Here is a 20,531-nt window from a genome sequence, read left to right as displayed (position 1 = left end):
AACCAAAATTTATAGGTTTTTAACATGACAAAACCAACTTTTAGGAAGTTTTAGTAAAAAAATCTCCGGATTCACTCGATTTTCGTTATAATAGACGAGTATGTAACAGATGAATTGACAGAAAGATGGAGGCTATTAGTGTGATCCAATTTGTAAAACAATTAACGAATGATCAAAGCCGGCGTTTGAAAGCGTACGAACGACGGGTCGCGCGAATCAACGACTTAGAGACAACGATGCAAGCACTCTCGGATGACGAGATGCGTACATATACGGAGACGCTCAAGGCACGTCTCTTGGATGGAAAGAAAGTCGATGACATCGCCGAAGAAGGGTTCGCCCTCGTCCGCGAAGCATCGGTCCGCGTGCTCGGGATGCGTCATTACGACGTCCAGCTCATCGGTGGATTCGCCCTTCTCGAAGGGAATATCTCGGAGATGCCGACAGGGGAAGGGAAGACCCTCGTCGCCGCTTTGCCGAGTTACGTCAAGGCGCTTGAAGGAAAAGGCGTCCACGTCATCACCGTGAACGAATACCTCGCGACACGTGACGCGAAGCAAATCGGACAAATTCCGTTCTCAACAGCCGCGTGGGAACAGCTCGCCCGGACGAACGTGTCGACGCCACCGGTCGGCGAGAACGAGTTCAACATGATGCTCGTCCACATCGAGACGAACGAGTCGGACGTGACGGCGACGCTGTTGCTCCGAAACGGCTATGGCCAAGACTTGAACGTCGAACAGTTACCGCTCGAATTGATGTGCGGGGACGAAGCGGTCGCCTTGATGGTCGTCCGCCTCACAGAAGCGGTGCGCGGGAAGCATGCTTACCCGGTGCGGGCGACGTTTGAAGCGATTGAAGCAACAGGACCATTCACGTTCATAAAGATAAGCCCAGGTTTTCCGCGACACGGAGAACTTGGGCTTTTGTTTTGGCATATATCATTGATATCCATTTCAAACACTAATGGCGTCGCTTATAAAAAAAGATTAAAGGGATTATCTAAAAATTAGCATAATCATCTTATTATGTAACGTATCTACTATTACAATACTTTTTTGTATTATTATTGTAATTGGTTTTATAAAAAGGAATAAAAAGGAGGTGATTTAATGAAAAATTCATTTCTTTTAAAAAGTTTTATTTTTTCTACTATTGTCATTTTACCCATTGCTCAAATAGGAACCGTTGAGGCAACGTTTAATTTAAAAAGCGTAAATGAAAATCGAATTGCAGATATGTCTACAAAAATGAAGCAAAAATTACTTGATAAAATTCCTAAAAAAATGCATTCGTCTTTAAGAACGGTAAACTCTGAGCAGTTGATTGTCTCTGTTGCTAGTGGACTTACTGAAGCGATTTTAATTGCAGAAGGAGATAAACAATCCATATGGAGTAAAGACTTCGTCGAAGGAGAATTTGAAATTCAGAAGGTAATTCCAATATTTGATTTAAGTGAAGAAGCAATAGAAACTATGTTGATTTTTGATCATGGATATATCATTGTAGATTCTGTTTCAGGAGAACTCGTCAGATACTCACATGAATCAGTTCAAGAAGGATACTTTGAAGAAAGCTCAAAATTATATTCGGATGGTTTCGGCTATTTTGCAATTGACGAACATAATAATATAGTGGATAAAAAATACTCAAATAAATCTTTAAAGGAATTAAAGAGAGAATTTAAAAAAGTAAATAAATCTAGTGAAAAAAATCAAGAACCTCTTATTGAAAATGTAGAAACTGCAGAAGAAATTTTAGATTCTATCTATTACGGGGCCAATGAAGGGAATGGTGTAGGGGACAAAATTACTGATCCAAAATTATGGCTATTACGGTATTATCCTAATAAGGAAAGTGGGATTACCAACTTAAGCGTAACTCAAATTGAAAGCGCTACAAAAAGTGTTGGCGAAATTAATCAAGATTTGACAATCTATAAAGAAAAAAATGACTGCGCAGTAATTGCAACTTTAGAAATTATTAATTATCATTACGGTTCGCAAAGTCAGACGAATAGAGACAAAGGCTATGCCGCTATGATTAAATCGTCTTATTTTAGTTCTGCGAATGGAGTATACTGGTATCATAATGATGATCTTTTTAAAGTAGGCGCCCAAGCTATGGGAAAAGGAACTCAGTCTACTGCAAATGATCCAAGTTGGAAACTAGGCGCCAGCTATAGCGAATATAAGAGTTATATTAATTCTTACGGACCCTCATACTTAAGTATCAATCATGCTCCTTACGGTGCTCACACTGTCACAGTTAAAGGCTATGCAAAATATAAAACAGTTTATAAAGATCGATTTGCAATTACGAGAAGCTTTACTAACGAGTTTGTTCGCATTAACGACCATTGGGCAACTACAACAGGCGATGCATATCTTTACCTTAATAGAACGGCATCTGCAGCTTGGTATTTACAAGGAATAACACCAGATTAATCATGAAAGTAGGGTCCCATCATGAAGAAGTTAATAAGTATTTTAGGGTTTCTAATTGTTATTGTGGGAGTGCTTTTCTATATGAATCAATCTTCGATTAGTAAAGCAAAATCACTAGTGGATGGGAATGATTTTGAATTTATCGTTGAATCTGAAAGCCGATTTTTCGAGAATCCGAATAACCCTTCTTTTTTAGTTGATAATGAATCGTTTGTTGTCATTGATGAAGAGAATAAAAAATATTTAATGCTTTCATCTAAAATTCCTTTATCTTCTGAAGATGAGAAAAATATTGAAAAGATTCAAAATGATTTTGAGATGTATGAAACGGAAATTTCATCAAAACATGAGATTATAAATGCTCAAGAATTTGAAGTTTCAACTAACTATCTATACAAGGTTATTTTCAAAAATAAAGAAGAAAAAAATCCTTACTTAACTTTTTACTATGATGAGAATTCCTTCATTAACACATTCGATGAAGGCTTTAAAAAATTAAACGATTTTTAAAAAGTTGTTTCTTAAGTCACATAAGTACCCACAGAGCAGATTAATTACTTGAGAACGCATCACTATACGATTAAAAAGAAAACGCGATGTATGGGAAAATTCAACGCTACATGAAAAAGCTCAACTTCTCCGATTGGAGGGGTTGAGTCTTTTCGTGTACTTATTCAAACGGGGTATAAATATGGTCCGTGTCCGTGTCTAGGACGAGATCGATGCTCACCTCGTCTGAATACGGAATACGGTCAAAACCGTAGAGCCGACAAAACATGTCCGGAAAGTCTTGTATATAGGTCACCATTTCTTTCGTTTGTCGATACATTTCACTTATTCTCTGTTTGGAGCACTTCTTTCCGCTCAGGCAAACGCTGCCCCAATAGCCATCAATTTCGATAATCAACGAGCTCCCTCTCCTCGCAATTAGTGTACTTTCATCCTAGTCTAAATATCCGTCAATTTTTACAAAAAATAATGGTGGCGTTTACAAACGGGTGGTATAGTGAAAGAGGTTAGGTCATTTTTTGTAAAAAGGGGAAATGAACATGAAAACAGCCTTAAAATGGTCGATCGCGACCGCGCTCGTGTTACCAACCGTTTTACCGCTACAGGCACCAAACGTTTTGGCAGAAGTCGACGAGGATATCGTCAAGCTCCGTTTCTTAGAGACGACAGACTTACATACGAACATCACGAACTATGACTACTTCCAAGACAAAGTCGACAACACGATCGGGTTGACGAAAGTCGCGACACTCATCAATGAACATCGTACAGCCGCTGGGGAATCGAACACGTTCTTGTTCGATAACGGCGATACGATTCAAGGGACACCGTTTGGCGACTACGTCCGTGAGCTTCAAGCGGGCAAGAATGAAGCGTTCGAACATCCGATGTATAAGGCGATGGCAGCACTCAACTATGACGCCGTCACACTCGGGAACCACGAATTCAACTTCGGGCTCGAATTCTTGTACAACGCGATGGAAGGATCGAAAGGGAAGCTCCGTTTCGTCAACTCGAACGTCAAAGACTTAGAAGGCAACCCGATCGTCTCGAAGTTCAACGTGGATGGACAAGAGGTCCAAATCATCGAACGGACGGTCACGGACACAGACGGGGAAACACATACAATCAAAGTCGGTGTGTTCGGTGTCGTTCCGCCGAAAATCATGTCATGGGATTCAGGAAACCTACAAGGTCGCGTGACGGCAGAGGACATCATCCCATCGGCACGTGAATCGGTTCAAAAATTGAAAGACCAAGGAGCAGACGTCGTCGTCGCGCTCGCGCACTCAGGCATCGGCGAAAGTGCAGCACTTGCGGACGAACAACTCGACAGCGAAGAGAACGTCGGATATGCGCTCACGAAGATTGATGGGCTCGACATGGTCATGACGGGGCACCAGCACGGTCGCTTCCCGGATGCGAAAGGTATGTTCGCTTCGTTCCCGAACGTCGATATGGCAAAAGGGACGATCAACGGCAAACCGGTCGTCATGGCGAACAACCAAGGGAAAGACCTCGGCGTCATCGATTTCGAACTCGAGCTCGTCGACGGCAAATGGCAGATTCTTGACGCATCGGCCGCGCTCGACACGGTGACAGCCGATACGGCGGTCGACCCGACAATCCAAGCGTTGATCGAAGACGACCACTTGGCGACGATCGACTACATCAACCAACCGGTCGGACAAATTCAAGACGATATTCAAAGCTACTTCGCGCTCGTCCGTGACGATGCATCGGTCCAGTTCGTGACGAACGCACAGAAATGGTACGTCGAGAAAGAACTCGAGACGAACCCGGAGCTTTCACCTTATAAAGGCCTGCCACTCTTGTCGGCAGGGGCACCGTTCAAAGCGGGTGGGCGTGAGTTGACGGACGCAAGCTATTACACGAACATCCCGAAAGGTCAAATCGCCTTGAAGAACGTGGCGGACCTATATGTCTATCCGAACACGCTTGAAGTCGTCAAAGTGACAGGGAAAGACGTCATGGACTGGCTCGAGATGTCAGCGGGGGCATATGACCAAATCGAGACAGATGGGGAAAACCTCCTCAACCTCCAGTTCCGTAGCTATAACTTCGATGTCCTCGACGGTTTGACGTATGAGATCGATGTCACAGGTCCGGCGAAGTTCGATGTCGGCGGGAAGCTCGTCAACGAGAACGCCAATCGTGTGAAGAACGTCGAGTATAACGGTCAACCGATCACGATGGACCAAGAATTCTTGGTCGCGACGAACAACTACCGTGCCGGCTCGTCTTCGTTCCCGGGTCTCGGTGGCGGGAAGAACATCGTCTATCGCTCAGCGTATGAGACACGTAACGTCATCTCGGACTATATCGTGTCGAGTGGCAGCAACTTGGACTATAAAGCCGACAACAACTGGAAGATTGTCACGGACGCAAAACGTTCTGTGACATTTGAGACAGCAGATGCCGGCAAGCAGTACTTGAACCTTTACGAAGGCATCGAAGCGACAGACGCGACTCGTGCGGACGCAGCGGGGCGTCTCTTCCGGACGTATACGCTCGGTCTCGAGCCGACAGCACCAGAGTTCGTATTGACCCTCACGGTAGATACGATCAAACCAGGTTCAAAACGCGTGACGGGTATGACGGCTCCTGGAGCTGACGTGACGCTTCGCGACGGCAATCGTGTATTGGCTGAGACGGTCGCAAATGAGAACGGGGAATATGTACTGTCTGTCAAACCGCTCAAGCTTCGCCAAACAGTCGAAGTCGTCAGTGAAAAAGACGGTCAGACGAAGTCAGAAATGAAAGTCGTCGGTGCCGGCCACGTCGGTGAACCAGCGCTTCGTTAATTGGAAATGAGCTTCCTGAATGGGGGCTCATTTTTTGTGGCAAAAATGTGAATGAAAACCCTTACATTTAATAGATTCTTCTTGTATAATCAATCATGTAATCGGTTACATGACACATGTAAACCGAAGAGCTGACGGGGATCAGCTACATATGGACGGAAAAGGGGACTGACAGATGATTACATTCTTTGTCGCACTCGCACTACTTTTGGTCGGGTATTTGGTATATGGTCGTTACGTCGAGAAGACGTTCGGCATCAAGGAAGAGCGGACGACGCCCGCTTACGCTTCCCAGGACGGCATCGACTACGTGCCGATGGGTAAAAAACGGAACTCGATGATTCAATTACTGAACATCGCCGGTGTCGGACCAATCTTTGGACCGATCATGGGGGCGCTCTACGGACCGGTCGCATTTCTTTGGATCGTCTTCGGGTCGATTTTTGCCGGGGCGGTACACGACTATTTGACAGGAATGATTTCCCTTCGGAATAACGGTGCACACTTGCCACAACTAGCGGAGAAGTTCCTCGGACGCTCGCTCCGCCACATCGTCAACGGATTCGCACTTTTACTTCTGTTACTCGTCGGAACGGTGTTCGTCACGTCTCCGAGTAACATGATCAACAACTTGTTCGACGGAAACGCATCGACGCTCATGCTCGTCATTTTCGGCGTGTTCGCCTACTATATCTTGGCGACGCTCCTTCCGGTCGATAAGATCATCGGGCGCATCTATCCGTTCTTCGGGGCACTACTCGTCGTCAGTGCTATCGGGATCGCGGTCAGCTTGTTCGCACAAGGCTACCAAATCCCGGAGATGACATTGACGAACATGCATCCGGACGGCTTGCCGATCTGGCCGCTCCTCTTCTTCACGATTTCGTGTGGGGCGCTCTCTGGCTTCCATGCGACACAGTCGCCGATCATTTCGCGGACGACGATGAAAGAAAGCAACGGGCGTGAAATCTTTTACGGTATGATGATCGCCGAAGCAGTCATTGCCATGATTTGGGCTGGGGCTGCGATGGCCATCTTCGAGCCAGGTGAATTGCTTGGACTCATCAACTCAGGGACGCCGGCACTCGTCGTCCAAGAAGTGGCGACACTCATGCTCGGTAGCATCGGTGGAACGCTCGCGATTCTCGGTGTCATCGTCTTACCGATCACGTCAGGCGACACGGCATTCCGTAGTGCCCGTATGATCATCGCGGACTACTTGTCGATCGCACAGAAGAAGTTCTCGTCGCGCCTCTGGATCGCACTTCCACTCTTCGCGATCTCATACGTGCTCACGAACATGGACTTCCAGATGCTTTGGCAATACTTCAACTGGGCGAACCAGACGACGGCGGTCATCGCACTGTTCGTCGGGGCGATGTACCTCTACATCAAAGGGAAGAACCATTACATCGCGCTCCTTCCGGGGACGTTCATGTTGTATGCGGTCTGGTTCTATATTTTGACGGCACCGATTGGATTCAAGCTGGACGGGGTCCTTCCGTATGTCATTTCGACACTCGGTACGTTGACGCTGCTCGTCTTGTTCCACAAACGGGCACGCGCCATGCGGGCTGCACAAATGGAATGTGACGTTCCGGTGAAAGAAGTCGCATAATCTCGACACGGGCTAATCGGTAGCCCGTGTTTTTGTTTGCGTTCGAATCGGGAAATGTCCATACTAGAAGGAACAGTTATGGAAGGTGGGAGCATATGAAACAAGAACAACTCAAAGAGATGCTCCATGCCGACACGCTCGGGGAAGAGATTGCGAGCGCGATCACGCACGGCTTAGGAGTCATCTTCAGCATCGTCGCCCTCGTCTTACTCGTCATGAGTGCGACGGAAAGTGGGAGCACGTGGAACGTCACGGCGGTAAGTGTGTTCGGGGCATCGATGATTTTACTCTACTTATTCTCGACGCTCATGCACGCCATCCCGCATCCACGGGCGAAGCGGGTGCTGCAAGTGTTCGACCACGCGGGGATTTACTTACTCATCGCCGGAAGCTATACGCCGTTCGCCCTTGTGACGCTTCACGGGACGCTCGGCTGGACGTTGTTCGGGATCGTATGGGGAGTGGCGATTCTCGGGATTGTCTGGAAACTGTTTTCGACCGGGAAGTATATGTGGGTGTCGAATGTGACGTATCTCGCACTCGGCTGGATCTGCATCATCGCCATCCGTCCGCTATATGAATCACTCGGGCATCAAGGGTTCATGCTTCTCCTCGCAGGAGGGATCGCCTATTCGGTCGGAATCGTGTTTTATGTGTGGCAAAAACTGCCGTTCAACCATGCGATTTGGCACTTGTTCGTCCTAGCCGGAAGTGTGTTCATCTTCCTCAGTATTTTGCTCTATGTCGCACCTTCGACAAGCCTATAAGACAGCCGTCCTACGGGGCGTCTGTCTTTTTTGAAAAGTTGGGAAGAAAGTGCTGCAAACGGTTACAAAAATACAGACGAATTGACGTTTGTGTGTCATAATAATTGCAGACATCATCATAGAGATAGATGGGTGTAAAAGTAAGGGGGAAAATCAGATGGAAAAAGTGTTGCGCGATGGATTTATCTACATGTCACAAAACAAAACACTCAACAGTTTGGCAAAGAAATATGGCCTACGATTTGGTGCATCACGCTTTGTAGCAGGGGAAGACTTTAAGGCTTCCGTTCCGACGATTCGCGAATTGAACGCGAAAGGGTTGTCGGTCACGGTCGACCACCTCGGGGAATTTATTAAGACGGTCGAAGAGGCGAATACGAATCGCGACGAGATCATGCGTGCGATTGAAATTATGGCAGAAGAGCAATTAGATGCCTATATGTCACTCAAGTTGACGTCACTCGGATTCGATATCTCGGACGAGTTGATTGAAGACAACATGCGTCAAATTTTGACGGTCGCACAAAGAGTCGGGGTCTTTGTGGCCATTGATATGGAAGATGAGCAGCGCTGTGAGAAGACGCTCGAATTGTTCAAAAAGCTGAAGTCTGAATTCGACGGTCTCGGGACGGTCATCCAGTCGTACTTATATCGCTCGGAAGATGACATCAATCACCTCGCACCGCTCAAGCCGAACCTCCGGATCGTCAAAGGGGCATACAAAGAGCCGGCGACGGTCGCGTTCCCTGAAAAAGAGGACGTCGACCATAACTACGTGAAGCTCGTCAAACTCCATCTTGCGAACGGGAACTACGCATCCATCGCGACACACGATGACCATATGATTGACGCCGTCATCGAGCACGTCAAAGAAAACAACATCCCACTCGACCAGTTCGAGTTCCAGATGCTATACGGCATCCGTGTCGAGCGTCAACTCGAGCTCGTACGCCAAGGATACAAAGTCCGTGTCTACGTGCCATACGGTCGTGACTGGTACGGATACTTCATGCGCCGCCTCGCGGAGCGTCCGGCGAACGTGGCGTTCGTATTAAAAGGAATGGTGAAGAAATAAAACAAGCACACGAGTTCACGTTGAACTTGTGTGCTTTTCTGTGTGTAGATGTTTTTCGAGTATCCGATCGATTTCACTTTGTTCGACTTCGGTAATCCCATCTTTCATTTTCGGGATAATCAAAGCTTCATCCTCTTCATAATAAAGGAAGCGATACGAATCGTCTTGATATACGCGAAGAATAGATGTCCAAGGAACTTGTGTCGTACGGTGGATACTACCGCGAACGGCTTGCATTTCGACGTGAGTTTCAGAAAACTGAAGCTTAATGTCTTTTGGCCAAACGTTCTGTTTTTTGAGGGTGCGACGGATCTGCCAAAGGTAGAGTGGGGCATGTAAATCTTTTAACAGCGGTCTAAGTAATAGGGCGAACAACATCCCAATTCCGAATGTGATCAACAATTTGGTCATCGTCGATTCGAGATTAGGAAATAATAAGATTGTAGCAATGAACCCAAGCGCGAATAGCGGAATATTCATATATTTCAACCATACGCTGCGAATTCGTTTATGTTGATCAGAATGGTGAATCATGTCGTTTTGGAAAGCTGAAAAATCTTCAAGCGTCAGTTTGTACGTGGTGACCATAACATCTGCTCCTTTGTAGTTTGTCATATGCATGTATGTCTAGGGAGTATTGAACCTTGAATATAGTTGCTTAGAGAGTGATATTTAAGTATTTTTGTAACAAGTGATTGAGGGTTGTTTGATTAGTCTCACGCAACTTTCGCTTCGGTATAATAATTGCTTCCGTCGCTTCGATGTATAGATAATAGTTGGTTTCGTCTTCACTTACTCTTTCAATTGCTTTCCATGAGACTCGAACCTGTTTATTGACGGCGTTGTGGAGAGAGTTGACTTCAATTCCGTTCTCATAAATTGATAATGTCAAGTCACGTGGCCATTTCGATTCCTGTCGAAATATGGAACGTAATAGTTTCAGCCTAATTGTAAAATGCACTTTCTTGAAGAATGGGAACAAGAGAAGCGGTGCTACAACAGCGGTACCGACAGCGAGTATGAGGATGATAGCGGCGGACATTGTTTCAGGTAACAAGGTGATTGCGAGGGCAAATCCATAAAAAGCTGTCAGCAACATGAGTACAATCGTGATAAGTAAAGATTTCCGTTTTTCCGAAACCGAGTTTTCAATAAAATTTTTTTGTAGCATGAAAAAATCATTTTTTGTCAATTGATAATGAATCATCTATCACTAACTCCTTCCTTTCATCTGATTAACGAAGTAATATCTGTTAACCACTGTATCATGTAGTGGATTAATTTCCCATAAAAACAGACTCAGTACATGATGACTGAGCCTGTTTCAAAATTATCCATTAATCACTGTACCACCATTGACGTGAATGACTTGGCCACTGACATACGTCGAGTCATCGCTTGCAAGATAGACATAGGCCGGTGCGAGTTCGGCCGGTTGCCCCGGACGTTTCATACCGGAAGAGTCCCCGAACGATTTGACCTTCTCTGCATCGAACGTCGATGGGATGAGCGGTGTCCAAATCGGTCCTGGCGCGACCCCATTGACGCGAATCTTCTTGTCCGCCAAGTTTTTGGCGAGCGAGCGGGTGAACGCGGTGATGGCGCCTTTCGTCGACGCATAGTCGATTAGCTGATCGTTTCCTTCATATGCCGTGATCGAAGTTGTATTGATGATGCTCGCTCCTTCTTTTAAGTAGGGGAGCGCGGCTTTCGTTAAGTAGAACATGCTGAAGATGTTCGTGCGGAACGTCTTCTCGAGCTGTTCGTCCGAGATGTCGAGGAGTGATTCCTGCGGATGCTGCTCGGCGGCGTTATTGACGAGGATGTCGATGTGACCGAACGTCTCGAGCGTCTCCTCGACGATTCGTTGACAGAAGGAAGATTCCCCGAGGTCTCCTTGCAGCAAGAGGCAGGCTTGACCCAAATCTTCAATCCGTTCTTTCGTCGCTTCCGCGTCCTCGAGCTCGTTTTGGTCCTTATAAACGATGACCGAGTTCGCACCTTCGTGGGCGAAGAAGATGGCGACCGATTTCCCAATCCCGGAATCCCCGCCGGTGATGATCGCGACCTTGTCTTTTAACTTGTCACTTCCCTTATAGTCTTCCCGTTCATAGATGGGGAAGGGCTCCATCTTCGAATCGATTCCTGGTTGGTGCGCCTGTTCTTGTGCGTCCTTTTTAAACGACTCAAAATCCTTTCGACTACCTGCAGTGTTCAGACGATTATCGCGCATGCGTACATTCCCCTTTCTAAATTTGACTCTTTTTGTCTATACCACATCGATTGAAAACTAATCGTTCAATCAAAAAATGGAATGAAATTGAAAAATGAACGCTTGCGAATGAATGTTCATTCATTTATGATAGAAGAGTAAACACGATGGTGATTGCGATTTTTTTTACGCGTGAAATGAATCACTATTCATTCTCATTTTAGGGGGGAACACTATGACGAGTCACATCGAACAATCAACCGACCTCCGTTTGACGAACTCAATTCGTTTTGCGGTCGTCATCGGTTCAGGAGTAATGGGGGCGGGGATTGCGGCTCACTTGGCGAACGCGGGGATTCGTTCGCTCATGCTCGACATCGTACCACGTGAATTGACAGCAAAAGAGGAAGCGAAAGGGTTGACGCTCGAGTCACCAGAAGTACGAAATCGCATCGCCTCAGAAAACCGTCAGAAGCTATTGAAACAAAATCCGGCACCACTTGCGACAGCCGACCATCTCAACTTCATCGAAGTCGGGAACTTAGAAGATGATTTAGAGCGTTTGAAAGAAGCGGACTGGGTCATCGAAGTCGTCGTCGAGCGCCTCGATGTGAAGCAACAGCTCTTCGAGAAGATCGCACCTTACATCCGTGAAGATGCGATCCTTAGCTCGAACACGTCAGGGATCTCCATCGAAGCGATGGCAAGTGCCCTTCCAGAAGGATTGAAATCACGCTTCCTCGGAACGCACTTCTTCAACCCACCGCGCTACTTGAAGTTGCTCGAACTCATCCCGACGGAGAAGACAGCACGCCCGGTCATCGACTTCATGTCACGCTTCGCGGAAGACCGACTCGGGAAAGGTGTCGTCGAAGCCAAAGACACGCCGAACTTCATCGGTAACCGCATCGGGACATACGGTCTCCTCGTCACGTTCGAAGAGATGCTCAAGCAAAACGCGTCAATCGGAGAGATGGATTCGATCACAGGTCCACTCATCGGTCGTCCGAAATCTGCGACGTTCCGCACACTCGATGTCGTCGGAATCGACACGTTCGTCCACGTGGCGGGTAACGTCTACGAGACGCTCGAAGCTGGGGAAGAGAAGGACACGTTCGACGTCCCTTCAGAAATGAAGCAACTCGTGGAAAAAGGTTGGATCGGACAAAAGGCCGGTCAAGGCTTCTATAAGAAAGAAGGAAAGGTCATTCAGGAATTGAATCTTCAGACGTTCGAATACGAACAATTGAAAGCGATTACAGGTCCTGAACTTGATCAAATCAAATCACTTCCTGGTTCGAAAGCGAAGTTGAAAGGTGCCATCTTGAACAAAGGTCGCGTCGGACAACTGCTCTGGCCAATCACGGCGAAGACGCTCGCTTACTCGGCACGTCTTACTGGTGAGATTGCAGACACAATCGTTGCGATTGACGATGCGATGAAGTGGGGCTTCGGTTGGAAATTCGGACCGTTCGAGATGTGGGATGCCCTCGGTGTTGAAAAATCAGTCGAACGTATGAAAGCGGAAGGCTACGACGTCCCGGCATGGATCGATGAGATGCTTGCTGCAGGTAACACGTCATTCTATAAGGGAGACCAGTATTACGATAAAGCGTCGAAGGCGTATGTCGAGAAGACCGTCAACCCGAAAGAATTGAAACTCAAGCCACTCGCAAAATCAAACGGCATCATCTTAGAAAACGGTGGGGCACGCCTCGTCGATATCGGCGATGACGTCGTCGCACTCGAATTCACATCACCAAACAACGCGATCGGTGTCGACATCATGCAGATGATCGAACAGTCGATTGACCGTGTCGAGCAAGATTTCAAAGGAATGGTCCTCGCGAACGACGGCAAGAACTTCTGTGTCGGCGCAAACCTTGCGATGATGCTCATGGAAGCAGAAGACGAAAACTGGTTCGAACTCGATTGGATCATCAACAAGTTCCAACAAGTCGTTCAAAAGATTCGTTATTCAAGTCGTCCGGTCGTCGCCGCACCATACGGCATGACGCTTGGTGGCGGAACGGAAATTAGCTTACCGGCAGCACGTATGCAAGCCGCGCTTGAGACATATATGGGTCTCGTCGAAGTCGGTGTCGGTCTTATCCCAGGTGGGGGCGGAAACGTCAACACGTATCGTCGTCTCCTCGAACAGACGCCAAAATCGATGCAAAACATCGAGAAGGCGGCGCAACAGACGTTCGAGAACATCGCGATGGCGAAAGTATCGAAGTCGGCATTTGATGCGAAGACACTCGGTTACCACCGTGCGGTCGACGGGATCTCGATGAACCGTGATCACTTGACGTTCGATGCGAAACAGACGGTACTCGAACTTGCCGATGGATATACGGCACCGGTTCGTGAGAAGTTACCAGTCGTCGGTCAAACGGGTAAAGCGACGCTTGAACTCGCGGCGTACGAAATGTTCTACGGCGGTTATATTTCAGAGCATGATTTGAAGATTGCGAAGAAACTCGCACATGTCATCAGTGGTGGCGATTTGGCATACGGTACGCTCGTCGACGAACAGTACTTCCTCGACATCGAGCGTGAAGCCTTCTTGAGCCTCATCGGGGAGCCGAAGTCACAACAACGGATGCAACATATGCTCGTGAAAGGCAAACCACTACGGAACTGATAAAGGGGGACATAACAGATGAGGGAAGCAGTCATCGTAGCCGGCGCACGGACGCCGGTCGGAAAAGCAAAACGCGGTTCGTTCCGTAACGTTCGTTCGGACGAGCTCGCGGGATATGCCATCAAGGCAACGCTTGAGCGTTCAGGATATAAAGGCCCGATTGATGACGTCATCATGGGTTGTGCGATGCCAGAAGCGGAGCAAGGGATGAACATCGCTCGCTATGCGGCGGTCCGGGGGGGACTGTCGCACGAAGTTCCAGCGATCACCATCAACCGCTACTGCTCGTCAGGTCTTCAAGCCATCGCAGATGCGGCGGCAAAAATCATGATCGGTCAAGCAACGGCAATCATCGCCGGCGGTATGGAGTCGATGAGCCAAGTACCGATGGGTGGGCATGTCATCCGTCCAAACCCACACATCATGGAGACGGCACCTGAGTACTACATGAGCATGGGTCATACGGCAGAGCGTGTCGCGGCCGAATATAACATCTCGCGCGAAGACCAAGATGCGTTCGCTATCAACAGTCATCAAAAAGCGGCGGCAGCCATCGCGGGTGGCAAGTTCCAGGAAGAAATCGCTCCTGTGACGGTCATCGAGCACGTGCTCGGTGAAGACGGTAAAGTCGCGGAAGTAGAGAAAGTCGTGAAGCATGACGAAGGTGTCCGTGCCGATTCGACAATCGAAGCGCTCGGTAAACTTCGCCCAGCTTTCAAAATCAAAGGTTCGGTCACGGCGGGTAACGCCTCACAAGTGTCAGACGGAGCGGCAGCTGTCCTCGTCATGGACCGTGAAGAAGCAGAACGCCAAGGGTTACAACCGATGGCGAAGTTCCTCTCGTTCGCAGTCGGCGGTGTCCGTCCGGAAGTGATGGGGATCGGTCCAGTCGTCGCCATTCCAAAAGCACTCGAAATGGCTGGCGTGAAGTTAGAAGAAGTCGGATTGTTCGAGTTGAACGAAGCGTTCGCGAGCCAATCACTCGGTGTCATCCGTGAACTCGGAATCGATCCATCGAAAGTGAACGTGAACGGTGGCGCTATCGCCCTCGGTCACCCACTCGGATGTACAGGAGCAAAACTTTCTGTCTCGATCTTGCATGAGATGAAACGACGCAATGAGAAGTATGGGGTTGTCACGATGTGTATCGGCGGCGGAATGGGCGCGGCTGGTGTCTTCGAATTACTTTAAGGGGGAATCGGATATGGAACGTACAGAACATGAATTGATTAAAGGCGGTAGCTTTGTCATTGACGCACTCGACGCAGAGCGTCTCTTCACACCAGAGGATTTCTCAGATGAGCATAAGATGATTGGGGACACGACGGCAGGATTCGTCGATGACCGCGTCATGCCGGTTCTCGAGCGCATCGAGAAACACGAGTTCGACCTCTCTGTCGAATTGTTGAAAGAAGCGGGCGAGCTCGGTCTCCTCGGAGCAGACGTTCCTGAAGAGTACGGCGGCTATCAACTTGATAAAATCTCTTCTTCGATCATCACGGAGCGTTTCGCGAAAGCTCGTTCGTTCGCACTCAGCTACGGCGCACACGTCGGAATCGGGACACTCCCGATCGTCTTCTTCGGATCAGAAGAGCAAAAACACAAGTACTTGCCAAAACTCGCGACAGGCGAATGGATCGCGGCTTACGCGCTCACTGAGCCAGGCTCAGGGTCGGACGCTCTCGGTGCGAAAACGACGGCTGTCTTGAACGAGGCGGGCACGCACTACGTGTTGAACGGTGAGAAACAATGGATCACAAACGCTGGCTTCGCGAACGTCTTCGTCGTCTACGCGAAAATCGATGGCGACAAGTTCAGTGCCTTCATCGTCGAGCGTGACTTCAAAGGAGTCTCGACTGGCGCAGAAGAGCAGAAGATGGGAATCAAGGGGTCGTCGACACGTACGCTCATCCTTGAAGACGTCGAAGTACCAGTCGACAACCTTCTCGGTGAAATCGGAAAAGGTCACGTCATCGCCTTCAACATCTTGAACGTCGGTCGTTACAAACTTGCAGTCGGAGCAGTTGGGTCTTCAAAACGTGCGTTCGACCTCTCGGTACAATATTCGAACGAGCGCAAACAGTTCAAGACACCGATCAGCCAATTCCCGCTCATCCAAGAGAAATTGGCAACGATGGCAGCGAACATCTATGCGATGGAAAGCTCAGTGTATCGCACGGGCGGCTTGTTCCAAGATAGCTTGGATGCACTTGGTGACGAGAATATGCGCGACGGATCAAAAGTAGCACAAGCGATTGCTGAATATGCGATCGAATGCTCACTCAACAAAGTATTCGCTTCTGAAACGTTTGACTACGTTGTCGACGAAGCGGTCCAAATCCATGGTGGATACGGATTCATGGCAGAGTATGAAGTCGAAAACCTCTATCGTGATTCACGCATCAACCGTATCTTCGAAGGAACGAACGAAATCAACCGTTTGATCGTTCCGAGTACACTTCTCAAGAAAGCGATGAAAGGTGAATTGCCGCTCCTCGCAGAAGCACAAAAACTTCAAAAAGAGCTCATGAGCTACATGCCGCAAGAATTGGACGGCTCACCACTCGCACGCGAGAAGATGCTCCTTTCGAACATGAAGAAGATCAACTTGATGGTCGCAGGTACAGCGGTTCAGAAGTATCAACAAGACCTTCAAAACGAACAAGAAATCTTGGCGAAGATTGCAGACATGATCAGTGCTATCTATGCGCTTGAAGCAGCCATCGCTCGTACAGACAAGGCGATCGCACGCACAGGCGAAGAGAAAAACACGCTCAAAGTCCGCTACACAGAAATCTTTGCGGAGCAAGTGTTCAAACAAGTCGAACTCATGGCGAAAGAGGTATTGTATGCAGCGGCGTCTGGTGACGAGCAGCGCATGCTTCTCTCGGCAATGAAGAAGTTCAGCCGCTACCAGCCGATCAATGTGATCGGGACGAAGCGTGAAGTCGCTGCGAGCCTCATCAAAGCGAACAAGTTTATCGTGTAATCCAATCGACAGAAAGGGTGGACCGGACGCGGTCGGCCCTTTCTTTTTTTGACCTCTGCCACGTACAATAGAAACGAGGGGGAGAGACGATGAGAACACGCGATAGATTGCTTGAACGAATGGAACGAATCGGAGAATCGGTTGCCGCACACGAAGGGACGCTGATGCTGCTTGCATTAGGGTCGATTGGACAAGAGACGGAGCGGTTGGATGATTATTCGGACCTCGATTTCTTTTTAATTGTCGAGGACGGGCAGAAGGCACGCTTTATCGACCGACTCGACTGGCTTGAAGTCGAGCCGCTTCACTATCAGTTTCAAAACACAAAAGACGGACATAAGATCATGTATCACGATGGCATCTACGGTGAGTTCGCCGTCTTTGAAGTACATGAACTCGCAGCAATCGCCTATACATCAGGACGCGTCGTCTGGCGACGGGATGAAGCACTCGACGTGTTCGCGACACCGCGTCTTGAGATCGCGCGTGAAGCGACGGCTTATTACTATGAAGAAGCGTTGACGAACCTATATGTCGGCTTGCTTCGGGAACGCCGGGGCGAGATGCTCGCCGGGTTCGAACTCGTCCAAGTCGCGGCCGTTCAAAACGTCTTGAAGGCGCTCGGTGGACAAGGAGACCCGTTCAACCCGACACGTCGGGTCGAGACGAGACATCCAGAGATGATTCCTTTCCTGTCAGGCGGGGTATTAGGATACGGCAGGTCAAGCGAGGCGGCAGCGGTCATCCTTCGCTTTATGGAAGAGCGACATTCCGTCAATCCGACGATGAAACGAGAGATCGAACGGTTGCTTGAGACGTGAATTGATTTCTCTAGATATGCTACATTGATGAAAGAGGTGATGAACAGATGGTGACACTATACGGCTATCCACCATGCAGTACGTGTAAAAAAGCAGAAAAATGGTTGAAAGAGCAAGGCGTCGAGTATACATACGTTCATATCGTCGAATCGACACCGACGAAAGAAGAACTCGCCGAGCTTTGGAAACAATCGGACTTACCGCTTAAGAAGTTCTTCAATACGAGCGGGCAAGTCTATCGGAACGAAGGCATCAAAGACAAGCTACCTAATCTATCAGAAGACGAACAACTTGAGCTATTATCAAGCAATGGTATGCTTTTGAAGCGTCCAATCGTCACAAATGGTGAAAAAACGACGGTCGGATTTTCAGAAAAGTCCTTTACGGACGTTTGGGGCTAAGTGCTATAATACAGATGTGAGTCTAATTTATTTGAGGGGGAAGTTAGGATGAGCAAAGTACCAGCAAATTTACGTTATTCGAAAGAACATGAGTGGGTAGAAGTGAACGGAACGAAAGCCCGCATCGGCATCACGGATTTCGCACAGAGCGAACTAGGGGATATCGTATTTGTGGAACTCCCAGAAGTTGACGGTACGATTTTGCTCGACGAGCCATTCGGTTCAGTCGAATCAGTGAAGACGGTCTCTGAGTTGTATGCGCCAGTATCAGGACGCATCACAGCAGTGAACGAGGACCTTGCCGATTCTCCAGAACTCGTCAACGAGTCACCGTTTGAAAATGCATGGATGGTCGAAGTTGAGTTGACGGAAGAGTCAGACCTCGACAAGCTCATGTCTGCAGAAGAATATGAAGCGATGATTCAAGGATAAGTAAAACCGGCCTCTCCTAATTGGAGAAGCCGGCTTTTTTTATGTTCACTCGAAATCGAGTCGGTAATGGTCCGATTTGACGAGCGTCGCCCGTTCGAACACACGATAGAAGAAAATCCCGAGCCCGACTGGAATAAGCCCGAACAAGACGATCACGAGAAGCACGTTGAACAAGGCGAACCCGCCCGGCATGAGATGTAGCGCGTTTACCGGTCCGATGAGTCCAGATACGCCAAACCCTGCGCTGATTGGAGTTCCCTCGATTCTTAATATACCAGCGAGCGCACCGAGGATGGCCGCATTCGCCAAAATCGGAAGCATCATAATCGGGCGTCGGACGAAGTTTGCCATTTGAATCTTCGGTGACCCGAGGAAGTGGGCGATCGATGTCCCGGTCGCGTTCGCCTGCCACCCTGCGATGGCGAGACCGAACCCGGCGGCGACGACGCCGAGGTTTGCCGCACCAGCCGCAACGCCTGATAGGCTAATCGCGGTCGCGATTCCGACAGTCGAAATCGGCGAGACGATGATGAGCGAGAACGCCATCGCGATCAAGATGCCCATGAGAACCGGTTGAAGATCCGTCATCGTCATGATGAGGTATCCGATGTATGTCGTGATCTGTGAGATATACGTCAATAAGAAGGCACCGATGCCCCCTGCGACGACAATGACTGTCATCGGCATGACGATGACCGTATACGTCTTCAAGTGGGGAGCGAGCTTCATGACAAGAATCGTAGCGATCGCAGCGGTCACACCGGCTGTGATTACGTCACCGATTCCGGCCATCACGAACGTACCTTCATTAATTCGAACGGCGCCACTGCCGACATAGGTTGCGATGGCGATCGTTCCAGCCTCTAAAATCGATCGTCCGAACTGCATCGCGACGGCAAGACCGATAATGGCCGGGAGGAGTCGCATCGCAATCGTCGTCGCATCCAATATGAATTGAAGAGACGGAAAATAAGGGAGTATAGCTTTCGTGAGTTCACCGAGCAGCGCGCTCGGGATGAGGGCGATCAGAATCGCCATACTGAGACCGTTTAAGACGTTCATCGTAAATTGCTTTGTCGTACTTGTTGCCTGTTCCGTCATCATTCATTCACCTGTCCTTCTTCTTTGCTGTTATGTACAAAAGCGATAAATTTAGAACCCATATTATTCCTATCAGACAGAAGAGTCAAGAGAATCATTGAAAAATTCTGAAATTTCACGAGAGCACGATTTTTGAACGGGACTCGAACGACTATTATAATGACAAGAGAGGTGAGAAAAATGATTACAGACGGATACTTATATATATACGCCCCAATGTGTGGTACATGCGCTGTCGCGGAGAAAATGTTGACGGTTGTCGAGGCGGTCGACCCTGAAATTCAGATTGAAAAGCGCGATGCGAACTATATCCCAAAAGAGCTTGAAGCCTATCAGGTGATGAGCGTCCCAGCGCTGTTAAAGCTTGAAAATGGCGAGGTTCGGGATCGTCTTTACGCTTTTCAAAACGTTCAACACGTCCTCTCTTTCGTAAAGTGAGAGAGGAACATTAGAATAATCTGAAAATTTTAAATAATCAGTTGACACAGAAAGTTCACGAATGGTATATTCATTACAACATCTTACTTGAACACAAAATAGGACGCGATATTCCCGACATCAAGACGTTTTGGTGAAGCCGCTGCTACCTTTATACGAATACACGTCAGTCTTCCCTTCGATTGTCCCCCAAAAAAATCAAGCGAAGAAAGATGTTCCGTATAATCGCACGGTCCAAGTCAAGATCG

The 20,531-nt window shown here is 48.3% G+C and carries 19 protein-coding genes and 1 pseudogene; 15 read left to right on the top strand and 5 right to left on the bottom strand.

Annotation, left to right across the window (positions count from 1 at the left end; genetic code table 11):
- Window positions 1-125: 125 nt before the first annotated feature.
- The 4 genes and pseudogenes from secA2 to LCM29_RS07110 form a co-directional block, all read left to right on the top strand.
- Window positions 126-572: pseudogene (gene secA2, locus LCM29_RS15305) on the top strand (accessory Sec system translocase SecA2); the annotation flags it as partial.
- Window positions 561-1,013 (top strand): SLAP domain-containing protein, encoded by a 453-nt coding sequence (locus LCM29_RS15300; protein ID WP_412093984.1) that lies wholly within the window; start codon window positions 561-563, stop codon window positions 1,011-1,013. The pseudogene secA2 and the gene LCM29_RS15300, both read left to right, overlap by 12 nt.
- A 99-nt stretch (window positions 1,014-1,112) precedes the next feature.
- On the top strand, window positions 1,113-2,447 hold the full coding sequence (locus tag LCM29_RS07115; RefSeq protein ID WP_214746129.1) for a hypothetical protein: 1,335 nt from the start codon (window positions 1,113-1,115) through the stop codon (window positions 2,445-2,447).
- 21 nt (window positions 2,448-2,468) lie between these two features.
- Complete coding sequence (locus LCM29_RS07110; RefSeq protein WP_214746131.1) at window positions 2,469-2,957, top strand: hypothetical protein; 489 nt, start codon at window positions 2,469-2,471, stop codon at window positions 2,955-2,957.
- A gap of 160 nt (window positions 2,958-3,117) precedes the next feature.
- Here the strand turns inward: LCM29_RS07110 and LCM29_RS07105 are convergent, their stop codons facing one another.
- Window positions 3,118-3,354 (bottom strand): hypothetical protein, encoded by a 237-nt coding sequence (locus LCM29_RS07105; RefSeq protein WP_214746134.1) that lies wholly within the window; start codon window positions 3,352-3,354, stop codon window positions 3,118-3,120.
- Between the two features lie 142 nt (window positions 3,355-3,496).
- Between LCM29_RS07105 and LCM29_RS07100 the strand changes: the two genes are divergently transcribed.
- The 4 genes from LCM29_RS07100 to LCM29_RS07085 all read left to right on the top strand — a co-directional run bounded on the left by LCM29_RS07100 (window position 3,497) and on the right by LCM29_RS07085 (window position 9,242).
- Window positions 3,497-5,782, top strand: a complete 2,286-nt coding sequence (locus LCM29_RS07100) for a bifunctional 2',3'-cyclic-nucleotide 2'-phosphodiesterase/3'-nucleotidase (RefSeq protein ID WP_224861681.1) — start codon at window positions 3,497-3,499, stop codon at window positions 5,780-5,782.
- A gap of 175 nt (window positions 5,783-5,957) precedes the next feature.
- The gene (locus tag LCM29_RS07095) at window positions 5,958-7,400 is read left to right on the top strand and encodes a carbon starvation protein A (RefSeq protein ID WP_224861679.1); all 1,443 of its coding nucleotides are present in this window, start codon (window positions 5,958-5,960) and stop codon (window positions 7,398-7,400) included.
- A gap of 95 nt (window positions 7,401-7,495) precedes the next feature.
- Window positions 7,496-8,167, top strand: a complete 672-nt coding sequence (gene trhA, locus LCM29_RS07090) for a PAQR family membrane homeostasis protein TrhA (protein ID WP_051829405.1) — start codon at window positions 7,496-7,498, stop codon at window positions 8,165-8,167.
- A 157-nt stretch (window positions 8,168-8,324) separates the two neighbouring features.
- A complete protein-coding gene (locus tag LCM29_RS07085) occupies window positions 8,325-9,242 on the top strand; it encodes a proline dehydrogenase family protein (protein ID WP_214778013.1) in 918 nt (305 codons plus the stop codon).
- A gap of 15 nt (window positions 9,243-9,257) precedes the next feature.
- On the opposite strand, the gene LCM29_RS07080 is transcribed toward LCM29_RS07085, so the two are convergent.
- The 3 genes from LCM29_RS07080 to LCM29_RS07070 all read right to left on the bottom strand — a co-directional run bounded on the left by LCM29_RS07080 (window position 9,258) and on the right by LCM29_RS07070 (window position 11,475).
- Window positions 9,258-9,830: a YcxB family protein gene (locus tag LCM29_RS07080; protein WP_224861677.1), complete on the bottom strand. Its 573-nt coding sequence runs from the start codon at window positions 9,828-9,830 to the stop codon at window positions 9,258-9,260.
- A 70-nt stretch (window positions 9,831-9,900) separates the two neighbouring features.
- Complete coding sequence (locus LCM29_RS07075) at window positions 9,901-10,449, bottom strand: YcxB family protein (RefSeq protein ID WP_224861675.1); 549 nt, start codon at window positions 10,447-10,449, stop codon at window positions 9,901-9,903.
- Window positions 10,450-10,572: 123 nt separating this feature from the next.
- Complete coding sequence (locus LCM29_RS07070) at window positions 10,573-11,475, bottom strand: SDR family oxidoreductase (RefSeq protein WP_214820570.1); 903 nt, start codon at window positions 11,473-11,475, stop codon at window positions 10,573-10,575.
- A 214-nt stretch (window positions 11,476-11,689) separates the two neighbouring features.
- Here LCM29_RS07070 and LCM29_RS07065 point away from each other — a divergent pair, with 214 nt between their 5' ends.
- From LCM29_RS07065 to gcvH, 6 genes are all read left to right on the top strand, one after another.
- On the top strand, window positions 11,690-14,101 hold the full coding sequence (locus tag LCM29_RS07065; protein WP_214820568.1) for a 3-hydroxyacyl-CoA dehydrogenase/enoyl-CoA hydratase family protein: 2,412 nt from the start codon (window positions 11,690-11,692) through the stop codon (window positions 14,099-14,101).
- 18 nt (window positions 14,102-14,119) lie between these two features.
- On the top strand, window positions 14,120-15,292 hold the full coding sequence (locus LCM29_RS07060) for an acetyl-CoA C-acetyltransferase (RefSeq protein WP_074033549.1): 1,173 nt from the start codon (window positions 14,120-14,122) through the stop codon (window positions 15,290-15,292).
- Between the two features lie 13 nt (window positions 15,293-15,305).
- On the top strand, window positions 15,306-17,090 hold the full coding sequence (locus tag LCM29_RS07055; protein WP_224861673.1) for an acyl-CoA dehydrogenase family protein: 1,785 nt from the start codon (window positions 15,306-15,308) through the stop codon (window positions 17,088-17,090).
- Window positions 17,091-17,179: 89 nt separating this feature from the next.
- The gene (locus tag LCM29_RS07050) at window positions 17,180-17,911 is read left to right on the top strand and encodes a hypothetical protein (RefSeq protein ID WP_224861670.1); all 732 of its coding nucleotides are present in this window, start codon (window positions 17,180-17,182) and stop codon (window positions 17,909-17,911) included.
- Window positions 17,912-17,958: 47 nt separating this feature from the next.
- The gene (locus LCM29_RS07045) at window positions 17,959-18,312 is read left to right on the top strand and encodes an arsenate reductase family protein (RefSeq protein ID WP_214693491.1); all 354 of its coding nucleotides are present in this window, start codon (window positions 17,959-17,961) and stop codon (window positions 18,310-18,312) included.
- 48 nt (window positions 18,313-18,360) lie between these two features.
- Window positions 18,361-18,744: a glycine cleavage system protein GcvH gene (gene gcvH / locus LCM29_RS07040; protein ID WP_026825478.1), complete on the top strand. Its 384-nt coding sequence runs from the start codon at window positions 18,361-18,363 to the stop codon at window positions 18,742-18,744.
- A gap of 45 nt (window positions 18,745-18,789) precedes the next feature.
- On the opposite strand, the gene LCM29_RS07035 is transcribed toward gcvH, so the two are convergent.
- Window positions 18,790-19,848: a PTS transporter subunit IIC gene (locus tag LCM29_RS07035; protein ID WP_224861668.1), complete on the bottom strand. Its 1,059-nt coding sequence runs from the start codon at window positions 19,846-19,848 to the stop codon at window positions 18,790-18,792.
- 177 nt (window positions 19,849-20,025) lie between these two features.
- Here LCM29_RS07035 and LCM29_RS07030 point away from each other — a divergent pair, with 177 nt between their 5' ends.
- Entirely contained in the window at window positions 20,026-20,283 is a 258-nt protein-coding gene (locus tag LCM29_RS07030) for a thioredoxin family protein (protein ID WP_214693488.1), read from the top strand.
- The last annotated feature ends 248 nt before the right edge of the window (window positions 20,284-20,531 follow it).

The organism is Exiguobacterium aestuarii (assembly GCF_020171655.1).
GTDB lineage: Bacteria > Bacillota > Bacilli > Exiguobacteriales > Exiguobacteriaceae > Exiguobacterium > Exiguobacterium aestuarii_A.
Note: the sequence above shows the minus strand (reverse complement) of the source record. Positions and strands in the feature narration are given on the sequence as shown.

Coding starts and splice junctions, on each gene's coding strand:
- LCM29_RS07115 (WP_214746129.1), top strand. CDS start 1,113: ATGAAAAATTCATTTCTTTTAAAAAGTTTTATTTTTTCTACTATTGTC.
- LCM29_RS07110 (WP_214746131.1), top strand. CDS start 2,469: ATGAAGAAGTTAATAAGTATTTTAGGGTTTCTAATTGTTATTGTGGGA.
- LCM29_RS07100 (WP_224861681.1), top strand. CDS start 3,497: ATGAAAACAGCCTTAAAATGGTCGATCGCGACCGCGCTCGTGTTACCA.
- LCM29_RS07095 (WP_224861679.1), top strand. CDS start 5,958: ATGATTACATTCTTTGTCGCACTCGCACTACTTTTGGTCGGGTATTTG.
- trhA (WP_051829405.1), top strand. CDS start 7,496: ATGAAACAAGAACAACTCAAAGAGATGCTCCATGCCGACACGCTCGGG.
- LCM29_RS07085 (WP_214778013.1), top strand. CDS start 8,325: ATGGAAAAAGTGTTGCGCGATGGATTTATCTACATGTCACAAAACAAA.
- LCM29_RS07080 (WP_224861677.1), bottom strand. CDS start 9,830: ATGGTCACCACGTACAAACTGACGCTTGAAGATTTTTCAGCTTTCCAA.
- LCM29_RS07075 (WP_224861675.1), bottom strand. CDS start 10,449: ATGATTCATTATCAATTGACAAAAAATGATTTTTTCATGCTACAAAAA.
- LCM29_RS07070 (WP_214820570.1), bottom strand. CDS start 11,475: ATGCGCGATAATCGTCTGAACACTGCAGGTAGTCGAAAGGATTTTGAG.
- LCM29_RS07065 (WP_214820568.1), top strand. CDS start 11,690: ATGACGAGTCACATCGAACAATCAACCGACCTCCGTTTGACGAACTCA.
- LCM29_RS07060 (WP_074033549.1), top strand. CDS start 14,120: ATGAGGGAAGCAGTCATCGTAGCCGGCGCACGGACGCCGGTCGGAAAA.
- LCM29_RS07055 (WP_224861673.1), top strand. CDS start 15,306: ATGGAACGTACAGAACATGAATTGATTAAAGGCGGTAGCTTTGTCATT.
- LCM29_RS07050 (WP_224861670.1), top strand. CDS start 17,180: ATGAGAACACGCGATAGATTGCTTGAACGAATGGAACGAATCGGAGAA.
- LCM29_RS07045 (WP_214693491.1), top strand. CDS start 17,959: ATGGTGACACTATACGGCTATCCACCATGCAGTACGTGTAAAAAAGCA.
- gcvH (WP_026825478.1), top strand. CDS start 18,361: ATGAGCAAAGTACCAGCAAATTTACGTTATTCGAAAGAACATGAGTGG.
- LCM29_RS07035 (WP_224861668.1), bottom strand. CDS start 19,848: ATGATGACGGAACAGGCAACAAGTACGACAAAGCAATTTACGATGAAC.
- LCM29_RS07030 (WP_214693488.1), top strand. CDS start 20,026: ATGATTACAGACGGATACTTATATATATACGCCCCAATGTGTGGTACA.